Annotated in this window: 15 protein-coding genes; 8 read left to right on the top strand and 7 right to left on the bottom strand. The window is 40.5% G+C overall.

The genetic code is table 11. The features are described 5' to 3' along the window. Positions 1 to 24 precede the first annotated feature (24 nt). Together pcrA and B7692_RS05300 are read right to left on the bottom strand one after the other, a co-directional pair. A complete protein-coding gene (gene pcrA, locus B7692_RS05305) occupies positions 25 to 2,316 on the bottom strand; it encodes a DNA helicase PcrA (RefSeq protein ID WP_084930133.1) in 2,292 nt (763 codons plus the stop codon). Positions 2,317 to 2,477: 161 nt separating this feature from the next. Further along, positions 2,478 to 4,148 (bottom strand): formate--tetrahydrofolate ligase, encoded by a 1,671-nt coding sequence (locus tag B7692_RS05300; RefSeq protein WP_084930132.1) that lies wholly within the window; start codon positions 4,146 to 4,148, stop codon positions 2,478 to 2,480. Between the two features lie 229 nt (positions 4,149 to 4,377). Between B7692_RS05300 and coaB the strand changes: the two genes are divergently transcribed. The 5 genes from coaB to B7692_RS05275 all read left to right on the top strand — a co-directional run bounded on the left by coaB (position 4,378) and on the right by B7692_RS05275 (position 7,523). Continuing rightward, positions 4,378 to 5,067 (top strand): phosphopantothenate--cysteine ligase, encoded by a 690-nt coding sequence (gene coaB, locus B7692_RS05295; RefSeq protein ID WP_084930131.1) that lies wholly within the window; start codon positions 4,378 to 4,380, stop codon positions 5,065 to 5,067. An 11-nt stretch (positions 5,068 to 5,078) separates the two neighbouring features. Continuing rightward, complete coding sequence (gene coaC, locus B7692_RS05290) at positions 5,079 to 5,630, top strand: phosphopantothenoylcysteine decarboxylase (RefSeq protein WP_084930130.1); 552 nt, start codon at positions 5,079 to 5,081, stop codon at positions 5,628 to 5,630. Further along, positions 5,614 to 6,177, top strand: coding sequence for an ECF transporter S component (locus B7692_RS05285; RefSeq protein WP_000747412.1), 564 nt, complete (start codon positions 5,614 to 5,616; stop codon positions 6,175 to 6,177). The genes coaC and B7692_RS05285 overlap by 17 nt, the downstream gene beginning before the upstream one ends. Before the next feature lie 291 nt (positions 6,178 to 6,468). After that, entirely contained in the window at positions 6,469 to 6,996 is a 528-nt protein-coding gene (locus tag B7692_RS05280; protein ID WP_060628206.1) for an ECF transporter S component, read from the top strand. A gap of 11 nt (positions 6,997 to 7,007) precedes the next feature. Further along, positions 7,008 to 7,523 (top strand): transcription repressor NadR, encoded by a 516-nt coding sequence (locus B7692_RS05275; RefSeq protein WP_000159183.1) that lies wholly within the window; start codon positions 7,008 to 7,010, stop codon positions 7,521 to 7,523. Here the strand turns inward: B7692_RS05275 and B7692_RS05270 are convergent. The 5 genes from B7692_RS05270 to B7692_RS05250 all read right to left on the bottom strand — a co-directional run bounded on the left by B7692_RS05270 (position 7,520) and on the right by B7692_RS05250 (position 12,217). Beyond that, complete coding sequence (locus B7692_RS05270; protein ID WP_084930129.1) at positions 7,520 to 7,987, bottom strand: 8-oxo-dGTP diphosphatase; 468 nt, start codon at positions 7,985 to 7,987, stop codon at positions 7,520 to 7,522. The genes B7692_RS05275 and B7692_RS05270 overlap by 4 nt on opposite strands. A 72-nt stretch (positions 7,988 to 8,059) precedes the next feature. Further along, on the bottom strand, positions 8,060 to 8,548 hold the full coding sequence (locus B7692_RS05265) for a GNAT family N-acetyltransferase (protein ID WP_084930128.1): 489 nt from the start codon (positions 8,546 to 8,548) through the stop codon (positions 8,060 to 8,062). Between the two features lie 14 nt (positions 8,549 to 8,562). Further along, positions 8,563 to 9,189, bottom strand: coding sequence for an NAD(P)H-dependent oxidoreductase (locus tag B7692_RS05260; RefSeq protein WP_084930127.1), 627 nt, complete (start codon positions 9,187 to 9,189; stop codon positions 8,563 to 8,565). Positions 9,190 to 9,198: 9 nt separating this feature from the next. Next, complete coding sequence (gene uvrB / locus B7692_RS05255; protein ID WP_084930126.1) at positions 9,199 to 11,187, bottom strand: excinuclease ABC subunit UvrB; 1,989 nt, start codon at positions 11,185 to 11,187, stop codon at positions 9,199 to 9,201. 76 nt (positions 11,188 to 11,263) lie between these two features. Beyond that, positions 11,264 to 12,217 (bottom strand): CPBP family intramembrane glutamic endopeptidase, encoded by a 954-nt coding sequence (locus B7692_RS05250; protein WP_084930125.1) that lies wholly within the window; start codon positions 12,215 to 12,217, stop codon positions 11,264 to 11,266. A 172-nt stretch (positions 12,218 to 12,389) separates the two neighbouring features. Here B7692_RS05250 and B7692_RS05245 point away from each other — a divergent pair, with 172 nt between their 5' ends. From B7692_RS05245 to zwf, 3 genes are all read left to right on the top strand, one after another. Continuing rightward, complete coding sequence (locus B7692_RS05245) at positions 12,390 to 14,555, top strand: ABC transporter substrate-binding protein/permease (RefSeq protein ID WP_084930124.1); 2,166 nt, start codon at positions 12,390 to 12,392, stop codon at positions 14,553 to 14,555. Beyond that, the gene (locus tag B7692_RS05240) at positions 14,555 to 15,295 is read left to right on the top strand and encodes an amino acid ABC transporter ATP-binding protein (RefSeq protein ID WP_084930123.1); all 741 of its coding nucleotides are present in this window, start codon (positions 14,555 to 14,557) and stop codon (positions 15,293 to 15,295) included. Before B7692_RS05245 ends, B7692_RS05240 begins: the two co-directional genes overlap by 1 nt. A 150-nt stretch (positions 15,296 to 15,445) precedes the next feature. Then, a complete protein-coding gene (gene zwf / locus B7692_RS05235; RefSeq protein WP_084930122.1) occupies positions 15,446 to 16,933 on the top strand; it encodes a glucose-6-phosphate dehydrogenase in 1,488 nt (495 codons plus the stop codon). The last annotated feature ends 112 nt before the right edge of the window (positions 16,934 to 17,045 follow it).

Raw genomic sequence — 17,045 nt, 5'->3', positions numbered from 1 at the left:
ATTATTCGTGAGAAGGATGGAAAATTATATTTTTTTCTCAATTGGGGCTACACTAGCCAAAAGTTTTTTCAAACCAACATCTGGGAAATTGATTTTCAATTCCTGAGTTGCACCGCTACCTGAAACTTCCAGAACAGTTCCCTCTCCCCATTTCTTGTGGAGAGCAATGTCACCAATGGACCAATTTGTCTCACTAGACGCTGATTTTGCACCAGCTGAAAATTGACCAAATGGGAGACCGCTTGACTGGATAGATTTTGGGGCCACACTACGTTTACGGTCTTGAAGAGCTTGAGCCAGACTCATACCTTGGCCAAAGGCAAGACCACCACTGCTATAAGATGCCTTAAAGCTTGTATTTGCTGGACGGGCTAGGCCTTGATACTCAAGTAAGTCTGAGCTGATTTCATTAATAAAACGAGTCGGACGGTTGTAGTTGGTACGACCGAAAAGCAGGCGTGAGTTGGCATTGGTCAGATAGAGAATTTTCTCTGCACGCGTGATACCTACATAGGCTAGACGGCGCTCTTCTTCTAATTCATCTGGATCTTCAGCTGCACGGCTAAGCGGAAAGACATTTTCTTCCATCCCAATCAAAAAGACAACTGGAAACTCGAGACCTTTGGCAGCGTGTAGGGTCATCAGGGTCACTTCTGATGTCTCCTGACTACCTGAATCTGTGTCTGCAATTAAGGCCAAATCATTTAAGAAACGACTCAGTTTATCCAGACCAGTTTCCTCTTCTGGCCCATCAGAGGTGTCATCAAAGTTTTTCGTCACAGAAAGGAACTCTTCAATATTTTCAACCCGAGCCTTGCTTTCTAAAGTCGCTTGAGCATTTAGAATATCGACGTAACCTGTTTTTTCTAGGACGGCCTCAACCAACTCTGTAATATTTAATTGATCTAGCTGCTCTCGTAAATCTAGAATCATATTGGCAAAATCCCAGATAGACTGGGCTACTTTACCCTTGATACCTGACAACATGATATTTGCTGAAGCATCTAGCATAGACATGTCTTGCATATTCGCAAAGTCACGGATTTTCTCAACTGTACCTGGCCCAATTCCACGTTTAGGCTCGTTGATAATACGCTCAAAACTGATATTGTCACTCAAATTAGCAATGAGATTGAGGTAAGCGATAATATCGCGGATTTCCTTACGGCTGTAGAACTTAGTTCCTCCAACCATTGTGTAAGGAATATTAGATTTGAGCAGGGCTTCCTCAATAGTACGGGACTGCGCATTAGTACGATAGAGAACTGCAAAATCCTTGTGAAGGAAGTTTTGGCTCCGACCAAGTTCATCGATAGTTCTGGCTACAAATACAGCCTCATCTAGCTCATCATCGGCACGATAGTAAACGATTTGCTCCCCATCCGCATTTTGGGTCCAGAGATTCTTCGGACGGCGGTTTTTATTGTTTTTAATGACCTCGTTGGCCGCTTGGAGAATAGTTTTAGTTGAACGGTAATTCTCCTCCAACAAAACAACCTTGGCTTGGGGATAATCCTTTTCAAAGTCCAAAATATTCTGCATATCAGCACCACGCCAGCCGTAGATAGACTGGTCCGCATCCCCAACTACACAGATATTTTTAAAACGGGAAGCCAAGAGTTTGACTAGTTGGTACTGTGCATGGTTGGTATCTTGGTACTCATCAACGTGGATGTATTGGAATTTCTGTTGATAGTAAGTCAAAACATCAGGATTTTGATCAAAGAGACGCAAGGTCAGCATAATCAAATCATCAAAGTCAACCGACTCCGACTGACGAAGCTCTTTTTGATAAGCAGTATAACACTGGGCCACGATTTGCGTATACATATCACCAGCTTGGGCAGCATAGGCAACATCATCAATCAGATCATTCTTAGCATTGGAAATAGTACCTAAGATGCTCCGTTCATTCCATTTTTTCGGATCCAAGTTCAATTGTTTGAGAATGCGTTTCATAAGCGTTCGCTGTTCACCAGGATCGACAATTGTAAAATTACGATTGTAGCCAATATGGTCCGCATCGCGACGCAAAATACGAACACACATGGAGTGGAAGGTCGCAATCAAACAGTCCTGAGTGGCTGGATTGAGGCTATAAGCACGTTCTTTCATCTCACGCGCAGCCTTGTTGGTAAAGGTAATGGCCAAGATATTCCAAGGATTGACCAGCTTTTCATCAATCAAATAAGCGATACGGTGGGTCAAAACACGGGTCTTTCCAGAACCAGCCCCTGCCATGATTAACAAGGGACCTTCTGTCGTTTGCACCGCCTCAGCCTGACGATCATTCATTCCATTTAATAATGCGTTCATTTTCTCTTCCTTACTCTTGAAGTCAATATTTCTATTATATCAGAAATAAGGGAAAATATCTTTACCTAGACTAGTTACGTGTAGAAGGCAACTTCTTATATCTAGATAAAAAATGAGCTTGGATAGTATTTCCAAACTCATTTAAAGTCAATTGCAATATACTAGAACAAGCCTAATACTGTTCCATCACTTTCAACATCCATGTTGAGAGCTGCTGGACGTTTTGGTAGGCCTGGCATGGTCATGACATCGCCAGTTAAGGCAACGATAAAGCCTGCACCTAATTTTGGTACCAATTCACGAATGGTAATTTCAAAGTTTTCAGGTGCTCCAAGTGCATTTGGATTATCTGAGAAACTGTATTGAGTTTTAGCCATACAGATTGGCAATTTGTCCCAACCGTTTTGAACGATTTGAGCGATTTGTGTTTGAGCTTTCTTCTCAAAGTTCACTTTGCTACCACGGTAGATTTCAGTAACAATCTTTTCAATCTTTTCTTGGACAGAAAGGTCATTGTCATACAAACGTTTATAGTTAGCTGGGGTTTCAGCGATAGTCTTGACAACCGTTTCAGCAAGTGCTACACCACCTTCGGCACCATCAGCCCAGACACTTGCTAGTTCAACCGGAACATCGATTGAGGCACAAAGTTCTTTCAAGGCTGCAATTTCGGCTTCTGTATCAGAAACAAATTCGTTGATAGCTACTACTGCTGGAATACCGAACTTACGGATATTTTCAACGTGGCGTTTCAAGTTAGCAAAACCTGTACGAACCGCCTCCACATTTTCCTCTGTAAGAGCGTCTTTAGCCACGCCACCATTCATCTTAAGGGCACGAAGGGTTGCAACAATGACAACTGCATCTGGAGATGTTGGCAAGTTTGGCGTCTTGATATCAAGGAATTTCTCGGCACCAAGGTCTGCACCAAAACCAGCTTCAGTAACTGTGTAATCAGCCAAGTGAAGGGCTGTTGTAGTTGCCAAGACAGAGTTACATCCGTGAGCAATATTGGCAAATGGACCACCATGTACAAAGGCAGGTGTACCGTAAATTGTCTGAACCAAGTTTGGCTTAATCGCATCCTTCAAAATCAATGCTAACGCACCCTCGACCTGCAAATCACCTACAGAAACAGGGGTACGATCATAGCGATAACCGATAACAATATTAGCCAAACGGCGTTTCAAGTCCTCGATGTCTGTTGCCAAGCAAAGAATCGCCATGATTTCGGAAGCGACGGTAATGTCAAAGCCATCCTCACGAGGAATACCGTTTAGAGGACCACCAAGTCCAACGGTTACATGACGAAGGGCACGGTCGTTCAAGTCCACTACACGTTTCCAGAAAATACGTCGTTGGTCAATTCCCAACTCATTCCCTTGGTGCAAGTGGTTGTCAATCAAGGCAGAAAGAGCATTGTTGGCAGTTGTAATGGCATGCATGTCTCCAGTGAAGTGGAGATTAATATCTTCCATTGGCAGAACTTGGGCATAACCACCACCAGCAGCACCACCCTTGATACCCATAACTGGACCAAGAGATGGTTCGCGGATAGCAATCATGGTTTTCTTTCCAATTTTATTCAAGGCATCCGCCAGACCAATGGTAATCGTTGATTTTCCTTCACCTGCAGGTGTTGGATTGATGGCAGTAACCAAAATCAATTTACCAACTGGATTGCTCTCAACTGCACGAATTTTATCAAAGCTGAGCTTAGCCTTGTACTTTCCATACAACTCCAAATCGTCGTAAGAAATACCAAGTTTCTCTACAACATCAACGATTGGCTTCAACTCAATACTCTGTGCGATTTCAATATCTGTTTTCATTCAAAACTCCTCTAACCTCTTATATGATAATTCATTATAACACAAAATAAGATTTTTAACATCCGAAAACTCTCTAAACGTTCGTAAATATCCATATTTTTAATGTTTTTAGAGCCCTTTCTTAAATTTTATATGGCTTTATAGTTTGAAACTATAGTAAATCTTCGTTTTTACCAAAAATTTATTGCTTTCATTTTACTTACCGTTTATTTTTGTGTACAATAGTGCTATGAAAATTTTAGTTACATCGGGCGGTACCAGTGAAGCTATCGACAGCGTCCGTTCTATCACTAACCATTCTACAGGACGCTTGGGGAAAATTATCACAGAAAGCTTGCTTGCTGCTGGGCATGAAGTTTGTTTAATTACGACAAAACGAGCTCTGAAGCCAGAAGCCCATCCTAACCTAAGTATTCAAGAAATTAACAATACAAACGACCTTCTCCTTGAAATGCAAGAACGTGTCAAGTATTATGAGGTCTTGATTCATTCAATGGCTGTATCCGACTACACTCCTGTTTATATGACAGGACTTGAGGAAGTTCAGGCTAGCTCCAATCTAGAGGAATTTTTAAACAAGCAAAATCATCAAGCTAAGATTTCTTCGACTGATGAGGTTCAGGTTTTGTTTCTGAAAAAAACACCCAAAATCATCTCTTTAGTCAAGGAATGGAATCCTGCTATTCATCTGATTGGTTTCAAACTGCTGGTTGATATTTCCGAAGACCATCTGGTTGACATTGCTAGAAAAAGTCTTATCAAGAACCAAGCAGACTTGATTATCGCAAATGACCTGACTCAAATTTCAGCAGATCAACACCGTGCAATCTTTGTTGAAAAAGATCAGCTTCAGACAGTTCAGACTAAAGAAGAAATTGCAGAACTCCTCCTTGAAAAAATTCAAGCCTATCATTCATAGAAAGGAAAGCTATGGCACATATTCTCTTGGCTGTAACGGGCTCAATCGCCTCTTACAAGTCGGCAGATTTAGTCAGTTCTCTAAAAAAACAAGGTCATCAAGTCACTGTCTTAATGACCCAGGCTGCTACAGAGTTTATCCAACCTTTGACACTACAGGTACTCTCACAGAATTCCGTCCACTTGGATGCCATGAAGGAACCCTATCCCGATCAAGTCAATCATATCGAACTTGGAAAAAAGGCAGATTTATTTATCGTAGCCCCTGCAACAGCTAACACTATTGCAAAACTAGCCCTTGGCTTTGCGGACAATATGGTGACCTGTACAGCTCTAGCCCTGCCAAGTCATATTCCCAAACTAATAGCTCCTGCTATGAATACAAAAATGTATGACCATCCAGCAACTCAGGCTAATCTGAAAACATTAGAAGCCTACGGCTATCAGCTGATTGCTCCTAAGGAATCCCTACTAGCTTGCGGAGACCACGGAAGAGGAGCTTTAGCCGACCTCACAATTATTTTAGAAAGAATAGAGGAAACTCTCGATGAAAAAACGCTCTAATATTGCACCCATTGCTATCTTTTTTGCTACCATGCTCGTGATACACTTTCTGAGCTCACTTATCTTTAACCTTTTTCCATTTCCAATCAAACCGACCATTGTTCATATTCCTGTCATTATTGCCAGCATTATCTACGGCCCACGCGTTGGGGTTACACTTGGATTTTTGATGGGGCTACTTAGCTTGACGGTTAACACAATTACAATTCTACCGACAAGCTACCTCTTCTCTCCCTTCGTACCAAATGGGAACATCTACTCAGCTATCATTGCAATTGTCCCACGTATTTTGATTGGTTTAACTCCTTATCTAGTCTATAAACTGATGAAAAACAAGACTGGTCTGATTTTAGCTGGTGCCCTTGGTTCACTGACCAACACAGTCTTTGTACTTGGTGGAATTTTCTACCTTTTTGGAAATGTTTTTGATGGTAATATCCAAAAACTCCTAGCAACTGTTATCTCAACAAATTCGATTGCCGAATTAGTCATTTCCGCAGTTCTAACCTTAGCCATTGTTCCAAGACTACAAACTTTGAAGAAATAAAAACAATCTCCACTTTCAAACCTGAAGGTGGAGATTTTGTTTGAAGTAGTTCCTTTTTAGTTAAATCTTTACCAATATTTATACTCAACGAAAATCAAAGAGTAAACTAGTAAGCTAGCTGCAGGTTCCTCAAAACACGGTTTTGAGGTTGCAAATGGAAGCTGACATTGTTTGAAGAGATTTTCGAAGATTATTAACTTAAAAACGACCTATAAACCCAAGTAAATCCTTGCTTTATTGTCTTGTTTATAGTACTATACTAGTGTATATACAGTTAAAAAGGAGATTCTTATGAATACACGGAAAAAGACACAATTTATGACAATGACTGCCCTCTTAACGGCTATTGCGATTTTGATTCCAATTGTTATGCCCTTTAAGATTGTCATTCCACCTGCTTCTTACACTTTGGGGAGCCACATCGCTATTTTTATCGCTATGTTCTTGTCGCCCTTGATGGCAATTTTTGTCATCATAGCCTCTAGTTTTGGATTTTTGATGGCTGGCTATCCTATGGTTATCGTATTTCGAGCTTTTTCCCATATCTTTTTTGGGACTCTAGGAGCTCTTTACCTACAAAAATTCCCCGAAACCCTTGATAAACCAAAATCTTCCTGGATTTTTAACTTTGTTTTAGCGCTTATCCATGCCCTTGCTGAAGTATTGGCCTGTGTCGTTTTTTACGCAACTTCTGGTACCAATGTAGAAAATATGTTTTATGTTCTATTTGTACTAGTTGGATTTGGCACAATTATCCATAGTATGGTAGACTATACATTAGCACTAGCCGTCTATAAAGTGCTTCGAAAACGCCGTTAAAAGGAAGAACTATGACAAAAGATCGCAAACAAGCCCTACTTCAACTCTTGAAAGAAGCCCCTAAAGCCCTCAATGGCCAAAGTTTGGCTGAACATTTTCATGTCACACGTCAGGTCATTGTGCAGGACATTGCAATTTTGAGAGCCGATGGCGCTCCTATCCTATCCACTAATCGTGGCTACATCTATAAGCAAATTGAAACCAATCCTTATGTTCACAAACTTTTCAAAGTGAAACATGAAGTTGAAGAAATCGGTCAAGAACTCCTTGCTATCGTTGATAATGGTGGACGTGTTCAAAATACCTTGATTGACCATCCCGTTTATGGAGAAATTGAAACCTTGCTGAAACTGTCTTGCCGCAGAGATGTACAACATTTTCTAGAACAAGTCGAGCATTCTGATTTTAGACCTTTATCTGAATTGACAGATGGCATCCATTACCACCTAGTCGAGGCCGAAACACAACAAGACCTCCACTATATCGAGGAGGCCTTGGATCAGCTCGGTTATTTAGTAAAAGACTAGAAAATTTTCTTTTCCCAATCGTCTTCTGTACGGCGAGGGTAGAAAAATTCAGATTTGTCCGGAGCTTCCATCATCTCCATCAAGGGTAACATATCATAGGCCAGATCCAAATTTGGAATCTGGTCTTTTTGCACCCAAGAAACTTCTCCTTCATCTGAAGAGCGAAGGGTACCAGAGAACTCAGTTGCCTTATAACAAACGACAATATAGCGCCCACCTGTATCTAGTGGCCAATTTTTAATGCCGACAAGTTGAGGATTTTGGATAGTCAACCCTGTTTCTTCATAGATTTCACGAATGACAGACTCTGCGAAAGACTCGCCATTTTCTACATGACCTCCTGGAAAGGCATAACCAGACCAGCGATTGGTTGAAGGAGCGCGATACTGCATCACCACGCGCTGAGTTTCGAGGTCTTCAATCAGACAAATATTTGTTAAAATCGTTAATTGTGCTCGAGACATAAATTTACTCACTTTCTAATTTATTAAATTTTTAGACTTGGTACCAGTACTATTAGCTTCTACTTTTTAAAATTATTTAGAATAGAATACCATCCGTTTTTCCTTTATAGGCTTTCCAAGTTCAAGCATCTTTTCTTGTCCATCAAAAGTAAAACCCATTTTTTGATAGAAAGCAATGGCTCGCTTATTATCTTTCAATACCCATAAGAAAATTTCAGAAAAATGATTAAGAGCAGTCAAAGCTGCTTTCATTAACTTTTGTGCGATGCCTTTTCCGTAATAGTCTTTTAAAACATATAAAGCAATAATTTCACCAGCTTGAATAGTCTCATCACGAAAGTTGCCATAACTGATAAAACCAACTACCTTCATGCCATCTATCGCAATCAATGTATTTTCTGGATACTTTTGACTAAAGAATCGACATCTTTCTAATGTCATTGTCTCCTGAAATTCTGCAGGCAAAAGGTCATCATAAGCCTCTCTCCACGTTTGCCAGTGAACGAAAGATTTACCTTCTATCTCTTCAGGAGTTTCCATTGATTTGATAATAACCGTCATTTATTTTCTTCTCCTTAATCCAACAGTCTGACTTCCTTTGCTACTTTTTGTAGAAATTTTTGTCTTGTTGAACTTGTATTTACTTCACGGCCTAACTCTCCTAAGATTGAAACCCTCTTTGTTTTGATACCGCAATGATTCAGGACAGCATTCTTTAATACTGATATTCCATAACTGTCTGGAATATTAATCGGACCTGAAAATACTTTGTACCACCAAGTTGGTGCCATGGAGGTTGCATAGATACTAGCTGTTTTTCCTTTTAGTAACTTTTTGAACTGTTTACCTCTCAAGTAGTTCAAAATAAAGCTTCCTCGATTATTTGCGGAGTATGCAATGCCTGGCGTAAAAACACGATCAATCCACCCCTTCAATAGACTAGGCATACTACTCCACCAAATTGGATAAACAAAAATGAAATGATCTGCCCACTGAATTAATTCCTGAGAGCGTAGAATAAACGGATCGTCCTCCATCCTTTGTCGATAACCATAACGTAAAACAGGATCAAACTCTTCTGCATTAAGATTAATCATTTCAAGTTCATGTCTCTTTGAGTCTATATTTTCTACAATCGTTTGAAAAATTGCTTGGCAGTAACTTTCTTTATCAGGATGTCCATTAATAACTAAAATATTCATAAAATTCCCCTAATCCAACACCTTGACTTCCAACATCATATCACGGATCTGAGCTGCCAGTTCAAAGTCCAGCACTTCGACGGCTTCTTGCATTTGTTTCTCCAGTTTCTTGACGAGTTCTTTGCGTTCTTGTTTGTTGAGGCTATTGATATCGACTTCCTTGTCCTCTTCCTTAGCAACTGCCTTGGTTACAGCAATCAGGTCACGGATTTCTTTCTTAATAGTTTGTGGAACGATACCATGTTCTTCATTATAGGCCATCTGGATTTTCCGACGGCGGGCCGTTTCATCGATGGCACGTTGCATAGACTTGGTCACAGTGTCCGCATACATAATGACATGTCCCTCACTATTACGAGCAGCACGACCAATGGTCTGGATGAGTCCACGTTCGTTACGGAGGAAGCCTTCCTTATCAGCATCGAGAATCGCTACGAGGCTCACTTCAGGAACGTCAATTCCTTCACGGAGGAGGTTGATTCCGACCAAGACATCAAAGACACCCAAGCGCAGGTCACGGATAATCTCTGTCCGCTCTAAAGTCTTGATATCCGAGTGCATGTACTTGACCTTAATGCCCATTTCTTTGAAGTAGTCGGTTAAGTCCTCTGCCATTTTCTTGGTCAAGGTTGTGATAAAGGTTCGTTCATTCTTTTCAACACGGGCATTGATTTCACCTAAGAGATCATCAATCTGTCCCATAGTCGGACGGACTTCCACCTCAGGATCCAAAAGCCCTGTCGGACGAATGATTTGCTCAATCACTGTCTCGGTCTGTTCATTTTCATAGTCGCCCGGTGTCGCTGAAACGTAAACAATCTGATGAACGTGACTCTCAAACTCCTCCCGACGGAGAGGACGATTGTCCAGAGCAGACGGCAAACGGAAACCATAATTAACCAGCATTTCCTTACGCGAACGGTCTCCATTGTACATGCCCTTGATTTGTCCCATAGTCATGTGGCTCTCATCAATCATAATCAAGAAATCATCTGGGAAGAAATCTAAGAGCGTATAAGGAGGCTCACCTTCGCTCCGTCCATCCATGTGGCGTGAATAGTTTTCAACCCCGTTGGTATAGCCCATCTCACGCAGCATTTCGATATCATACTCTGTCCGCTGTTTCAAACGTTGAGCTTCAAGCAATTTACCTTCCTTTTCAAAGATAGCTAACTGCTCTTCTAATTCTGCTTGAATTTTAGCAATGGCAACTTCCATGTGGTCGTCATTGGTCACAAAGTGAGTAGCTGGGAAAATCGCTAAATGATCCACTTCTCCCAAGACCTGACCTGTCAAAGCTTCAACCTCACGAATACGGTCAATTTCGTCTCCAAAAAATTCCACTCGAAAGGCGTGTTCATCACGGGAAGCTGGGAAAATCTCCACTACATCCCCACGCACACGAAATCTTCCCCGTTGGAAATCAATATCATTACGTTCAAACTGGATATCAACCAAGTCATTCAAAAGTTTATCACGAGAAATTTCAAGACCTGGACGGAGACTAACGACACTATCAGCGTATTCCTTGGGCGAACCCAAACCATAGATACAAGAGACTGAGGCCACGACAATAACATCATTGCGCTCCAAAAGGGCCGAAGTAGCTGAGTGACGAAGTTTGTCAATCTCGTCATTGACAGAACTATCCTTCTCAATATAGGTATCGCTTGAAGGTACATAGGCCTCCGGCTGGTAATAATCATAGTAGGATACGAAGTACTCAACAGCATTTTCAGGGAAAAATTCCTTAAACTCCCCATAGAGCTGTCCTGCAAGAGTCTTATTATGGGCAATGACCAGAGTTGGTTTATTGACTTTGGAAATGACCTGACTCATGGTATAGGTCTTCCCTGTTCCGGTCGCCCCCATCAGAATCTGAGCTTTTTCTCCACCCTCGATATTATCAACCAACTGCTCGATAGCTTGGGGTTGGTCTCCTGATGGTTGATATTTTGATACTAGTTTAAATTGATTGTCTGTAATGCGATTAATCATAAGAATCCTCTCTCGATGTGCTATTCCTATTTTAGCATACTTGTAGCATTTTCACGAAGAAAAGGACGGACCGAAGTCACATCCTTTCATTTTCTTTCTTTAATTGATAGGCGAGATAGACAATCAGCAGTAGCAAGACCAGACTTGTCATGACAGAACCTTCAATCCCAAAAGAACCACCTGATAGCCAGGCTTGATTGCCTTGTGGTAAAAAGGTCATCAGAGATGTTCCTGATGGTTGACCACTAACTAAAATCCCAAAGAGATTGCCCTGAGCAAAATTCCAAGCGCCATGAATACCTGCTACCCCCCAAACTGTATCTGTTTTGAGGAGGTAAAGTGACATGGCAACTCCGAATAAAAAGAGATTCACTAGAGATAGAGGGGTTAGACCAGAATTGCCCATATGAAGCAGGGTAAAAAATATGCTAGATATGATAACAGCAAGTTTTAGATTGGTTCTTGAGGCCAGCTGAGGAAGGAGCCATGCACGGGACACCACTTCTTCTGTTGTCCCCTGTAAAATCCAAAATGGGATAGTAAAGACGACAAAGGCAAGCGAATAAGGATTCAAGTGAATAGACTCAAAACGATATTGCCCTAATGCTACTAAACCTAACAAGGTCACAAGAAAAAGTGCCAGGCCTAGACCAAATCCTTTCAGAAGACTGCTGAGGAAATTTTCTCTATAAAATCCCAAGGTTCGAATAGGTCTTTTCTCAACTTTTCTAGTCCATCTGAACACAGTGTTGAGAACGAAACCAAAGGCTAGCAATTCTAAAATTAAACGAAAATCACTTGTTTTATCCATCAAGCTCTGCTGCAAAGTCTGCAAGTAGGTAGCAAAAGCTTGACCAGCCTCTCCAAAATTTCTTGCAAGTCCGATGAGAGCTAACAAACTAATACCATATAAAGTATAAGCCACAAACTCTCCTATGAAGACAAAAGCAAAGGCTAACAAGGGGCTTGTGTAAAGGTTTAACCGCATTTTGGAAGCTTGGAAGTCTTTAAATATTCTTTTGTCTTTCATGTTCCTGTCCTCTTTTCTTCTACTATATACTATTATTATAGCACTTTATAGTAGCAATTCAAGAAGGAAAAGAAAACATAGATGTTATATTTTCTAACACGAAAATATAAAAATTTGCCTTTTTTTACTTTTTCTGATATAATGGGAAAATATTCGGAAAAGGAGACTAAAAATGAAGAAAAAATTTCTAGCATTTTTGCTAATTTTATTCCCAATTTTCTCATTAGGTATTGCAAAAGCAGAGACGATTAAGATTGTTTCTGATACCGCCTATGCACCTTTTGAGTTTAAAGATTCAGATCAAACTTATAAAGGAATTGATGTTGATATTATCAACAAAGTGGCTGAGATTAAAGGGTGGAACATTCAGATGTCCTATCCTGGATTTGACGCAGCGGTCAATGCGGTTCAAGCTGGTCAAGCTGACGCTATCATGGCAGGGATGACAAAGACTAAAGAACGTGAAAAAGTTTTCACCATGTCTGATACTTACTATGATACAAAAGTTGTCATTGCAACTACTAAGTCACACAAGATTAGTAAATATGACCAATTAAAAGGAAAAACTGTTGGTGTAAAAAACGGAACAGCCGCTCAACGGTTCCTTGAAAGTATCAAGGATAAATACGGTTTTACTATTAAAACATTTGACACTGGTGATTTGATGAACAACAGCTTGAGTGCTGGTGCAATTGATGCCATGATGGATGATAAACCTGTTATCGAATATGCCATCAACCAAGGTCAAGACCTCCATATTGAAATGGATGGTGAAGCTGTAGGAAGTTTTGCTTTCGGTGTTAAAAAAGGAAGCAAATACGAGCACCTAGTTACTGAATTTAACCAAGCCTTGGTTGAAATGAAAAAAGATGGTAGTCTTGATAAAATCATCAAGAAATGGACTGCTTCATCATCTTCAGCAGTTCCAACTACAACTACTCTAGCGGGCTTAAAAGCTATTCCTGTTAAAGCTAAATACATCATTGCCAGCGATTCTTCTTTTGCACCTTTTGTTTTCCAAAATTCAAGCAACCAATACACTGGTATTGATATGGACTTTATTAAGGCAATCGCTAAAGACCAAGGTTTTGAAATTGAAATTACCAATCCTGGTTTCGATGCCGCTATTAACGCTGTCCAAGCTGGTCAAGCAGATGGTATCATTGCTGGTATGTCTGTCACAGATGCTCGTAAGGCGACTTTTGACTTCTCAGATTCATACTACACTGCTAATACTATCCTTGGTGTCAAAGAATCAAGCACCATTGCTTCTTATGAAGATTTGAAAGGGAAAACAGTCGGTGTTAAAAACGGAACTGCTTCTCAAACCTTCCTAACAGAAAATCAAAGCAAATACGGTTACAAAATCAAAACCTTTGCTGATGGTTCATCAATGTATGACAGTTTAAACACTGGTGCCATTGATGCTGTTATGGATGATGAACCTGTTCTCAAATATTCTATCAGCCAAGGACAAAAATTGAAAACTCCAATCGCTGGAACTCCAATTGGTGAAACAGCCTTTGCCGTTAAAAAAGGAGCAAATCCAGAATTGATTGAAATGTTCAACAACGGACTTGCAAACCTTAAAGCAAACGGAGAATTCCAAAAGATTCTTGATAAATACCTAGCTAGCGAATCATCAACTACAGCAACAAGCACTGTTGATGAGACAACTATCTGGGGCTTGCTTCAAAACAACTACAAACAACTCCTTAGCGGTCTTGGTATCACTCTTGCTCTAGCTCTTATCTCATTTGCTATTGCTATTGTTATCGGAATTATCTTTGGTATGTTTAGCGTTAGCCCATACAAATCTCTTCGTGTGATCTCTGAGATTTTCGTGGACGTTATCCGTGGTATTCCATTGATGATTCTTGCAGCCTTCATCTTCTGGGGAATTCCAAACTTCATCGAGTCTATCACAGGCCAACAAAGTCCAATTAACGACTTTGTGGCTGGTACCATTGCCCTCTCACTCAATGCAGCGGCTTATATCGCTGAAATCGTTCGTGGTGGTATTCAGGCCGTTCCAGTTGGCCAAATGGAAGCCAGCCGAAGCTTAGGTATCTCTTATGGAAAAACCATGCGTAAGATTATCTTGCCACAAGCAACTAAATTGATGTTGCCAAACTTTGTTAACCAATTCGTTATCGCTCTTAAAGATACAACCATCGTATCTGCTATCGGTTTGGTTGAACTCTTCCAAACTGGTAAGATTATCATCGCCCGTAACTACCAAAGTTTCAAGATGTATGCAATCCTTGCTATCTTCTATCTTGTAATTATCACACTTTTGACTAGACTAGCGAAACGCTTAGAAAAGAGGATTCGTTAATGGCAAAATTAAAAATTGATGTAAATGATTTACATAAGTATTATGGAAAAAATGAGGTTTTAAAAGGAATTACGACTAAGTTCTATGAAGGAGATGTTGTTTGTATCATCGGTCCTTCAGGTTCTGGTAAGTCAACTTTCCTTCGTAGTCTCAATCTTCTAGAAGAAGTTACGAGCGGTCACATCACTGTGAACGGTTATGACTTAACTGAAAAAACAACCAACGTTGACCACGTCCGTGAAAATATCGGAATGGTTTTCCAACACTTCAACCTCTTCCCACACATGTCTGTATTGGACAACATTACCTTTGCTCCTATCGAGCACAAGTTGATGACTAAGGAAGAAGCTGAGAAATTGGGAATGGAGTTGCTTGAAAAGGTTGGGCTAGCAGATAAAGCAAATGCTAGCCCAGATAGCCTATCAGGTGGTCAAAAACAACGTGTGGCCATCGCTCGTGGACTTGCAATGAACCCAGATATCATGCTCTTTGATGAACCAACTTCTGCCCTTGACCCTGAAATGGTCGGAGACGTACTAAACGTTATGAAAGACTTGGCTAAACAAGGTATGACCATGATTATCGTAACCCATGAGATGGGATTTGCCCGTCAGGTTGCTAACCGCGTTATCTTTACTGCAGATGGTGAATTCCTTGAAGACGGAACACCTGACCAAATCTTTGATAACCCTCAACACCCACGTCTGAAAGAGTTCTTGGACAAGGTCTTAAACGTCTAAACTCAAACTGTAAGGATTTCCTTGCAGTTTTTTTCTATCTCGTATTGGATTTTTTGATTTTTCGGAAAATTATGTTAGAATTAAGTTTATGAAATGAGATTTCCTCATACCTAGCAAGACTAGGAATAAAAATAGAAATTAGGTAGCTAGATGTCATCTAAGGTTATTGTTACAATTTTCGGTGCGAGTGGAGACCTGGCTAAACGCAAGCTCTACCCTTCCCTTTTTAGACTATATAAATCCGGCAATCTTTCCAAGCACTTTGCAGTTATTGGAACTGCCCGTCGTCCTTGGAGCAAAGAATATTTTGAATCTGTTGTAGTCGAATCCATCCTTGATTTGGCAGATAGTACCGAACAAGCTCAAGAGTTCGCTAGCCACTTCTACTATCAAAGTCATGATGTAAATGATACGGAACACTACATTGCTTTGCGTCAATTGCAGGCTGAACTAAATGACAAGTACCAAGCTGAACACAACAAGCTCTTCTTCTTGTCTATGGCGCCTCAGTTCTTTGGAACCATTGCCAAACACCTCAAGTCTGAAAACATTGTGGATGGTAAAGGTTTTGAACGCTTAATCGTTGAAAAACCATTTGGTACAGATTACGCAACTGCAAGCAAGTTGAATGACGAGCTCCTAGCAACATTTGACGAAGAACAAATTTTCCGTATTGATCATTATCTTGGTAAGGAAATGATTCAAAGTATCTTTGCAGTTCGCTTTGCCAACCTGATTTTCGAAAACGTTTGGAACAAGGAATTTATCGACAATGTTCAAATTACCTTTGCGGAGCGCTTGGGTGTAGAAGAACGTGGTGGCTACTATGACCAATCAGGTGCCCTCCGTGATATGGTACAGAACCATACACTCCAACTTCTTTCTCTCCTTGCTATGGACAAGCCAGCAAGCTTCACAAAAGACGAGATTCGTGCTGAGAAGATTAAAGTCTTTAAAAACCTCTATCATCCAACTGATGAAGAGCTTAAAGAACACTTTATCCGTGGTCAATACCGCTCTGGTAAGATTGATGGCATGAAATATATCTCTTATCGTAGCGAACCAAATGTAAATCCAGAATCAACAACTGAAACTTTTGCATCTGGTGCCTTCTTTGTAGACAGCGATCGATTCCGTGGCGTTCCTTTCTTCTTCCGTACTGGTAAACGTCTGACTGAAAAAGGAACTCATGTCAACATCGTCTTTAAACAAATGGACTCTATATTTGGAGAACCACTTGCTCCAAATATTTTGACCATCTATATCCAACCAACAGAAGGTTTCTCTCTCAGTCTAAATGGAAAGCAAGTAGGAGAAGAATTTAACTTAGCTCCGAACTCACTGGATTACCGTACAGATGCGACCGCAACTGGTGCTTCTCCAGAACCATACGAAAAATTAATTTATGATGTACTAAACAACAACTCAACTAACTTTAGCCACTGGGATGAAGTTGGTGCGTCATGGAAATTGATTGACCGTATCGAAGAACTTTGGGCTGAAAATGGTGCCCCACTTCATGACTATAAAGCTGGAAGCATGGGACCTCAAGCAAGCTTTGACTTACTTGAAAAATTCGGTGCCAAATGGACTTGGCAACCAGATATCGCCTATCGTCAAGATGGCCGTTTAGAATAAAAAAAATCCTGCAAGTTTGTACTGACCCCAAAAAGTTAGACAATTAATTTAAGCAAAGGATTTAGTTCTGTATTGTACAGGGCTAAGTCCTTTTAGTTTTACCTTAATTCGT

The organism is Streptococcus mitis (assembly GCF_002096925.1).
GTDB classification, from domain to species: domain Bacteria; phylum Bacillota; class Bacilli; order Lactobacillales; family Streptococcaceae; genus Streptococcus; species Streptococcus mitis_AF.
Note: the sequence above shows the minus strand (reverse complement) of the source record. Positions and strands in the feature narration are given on the sequence as shown.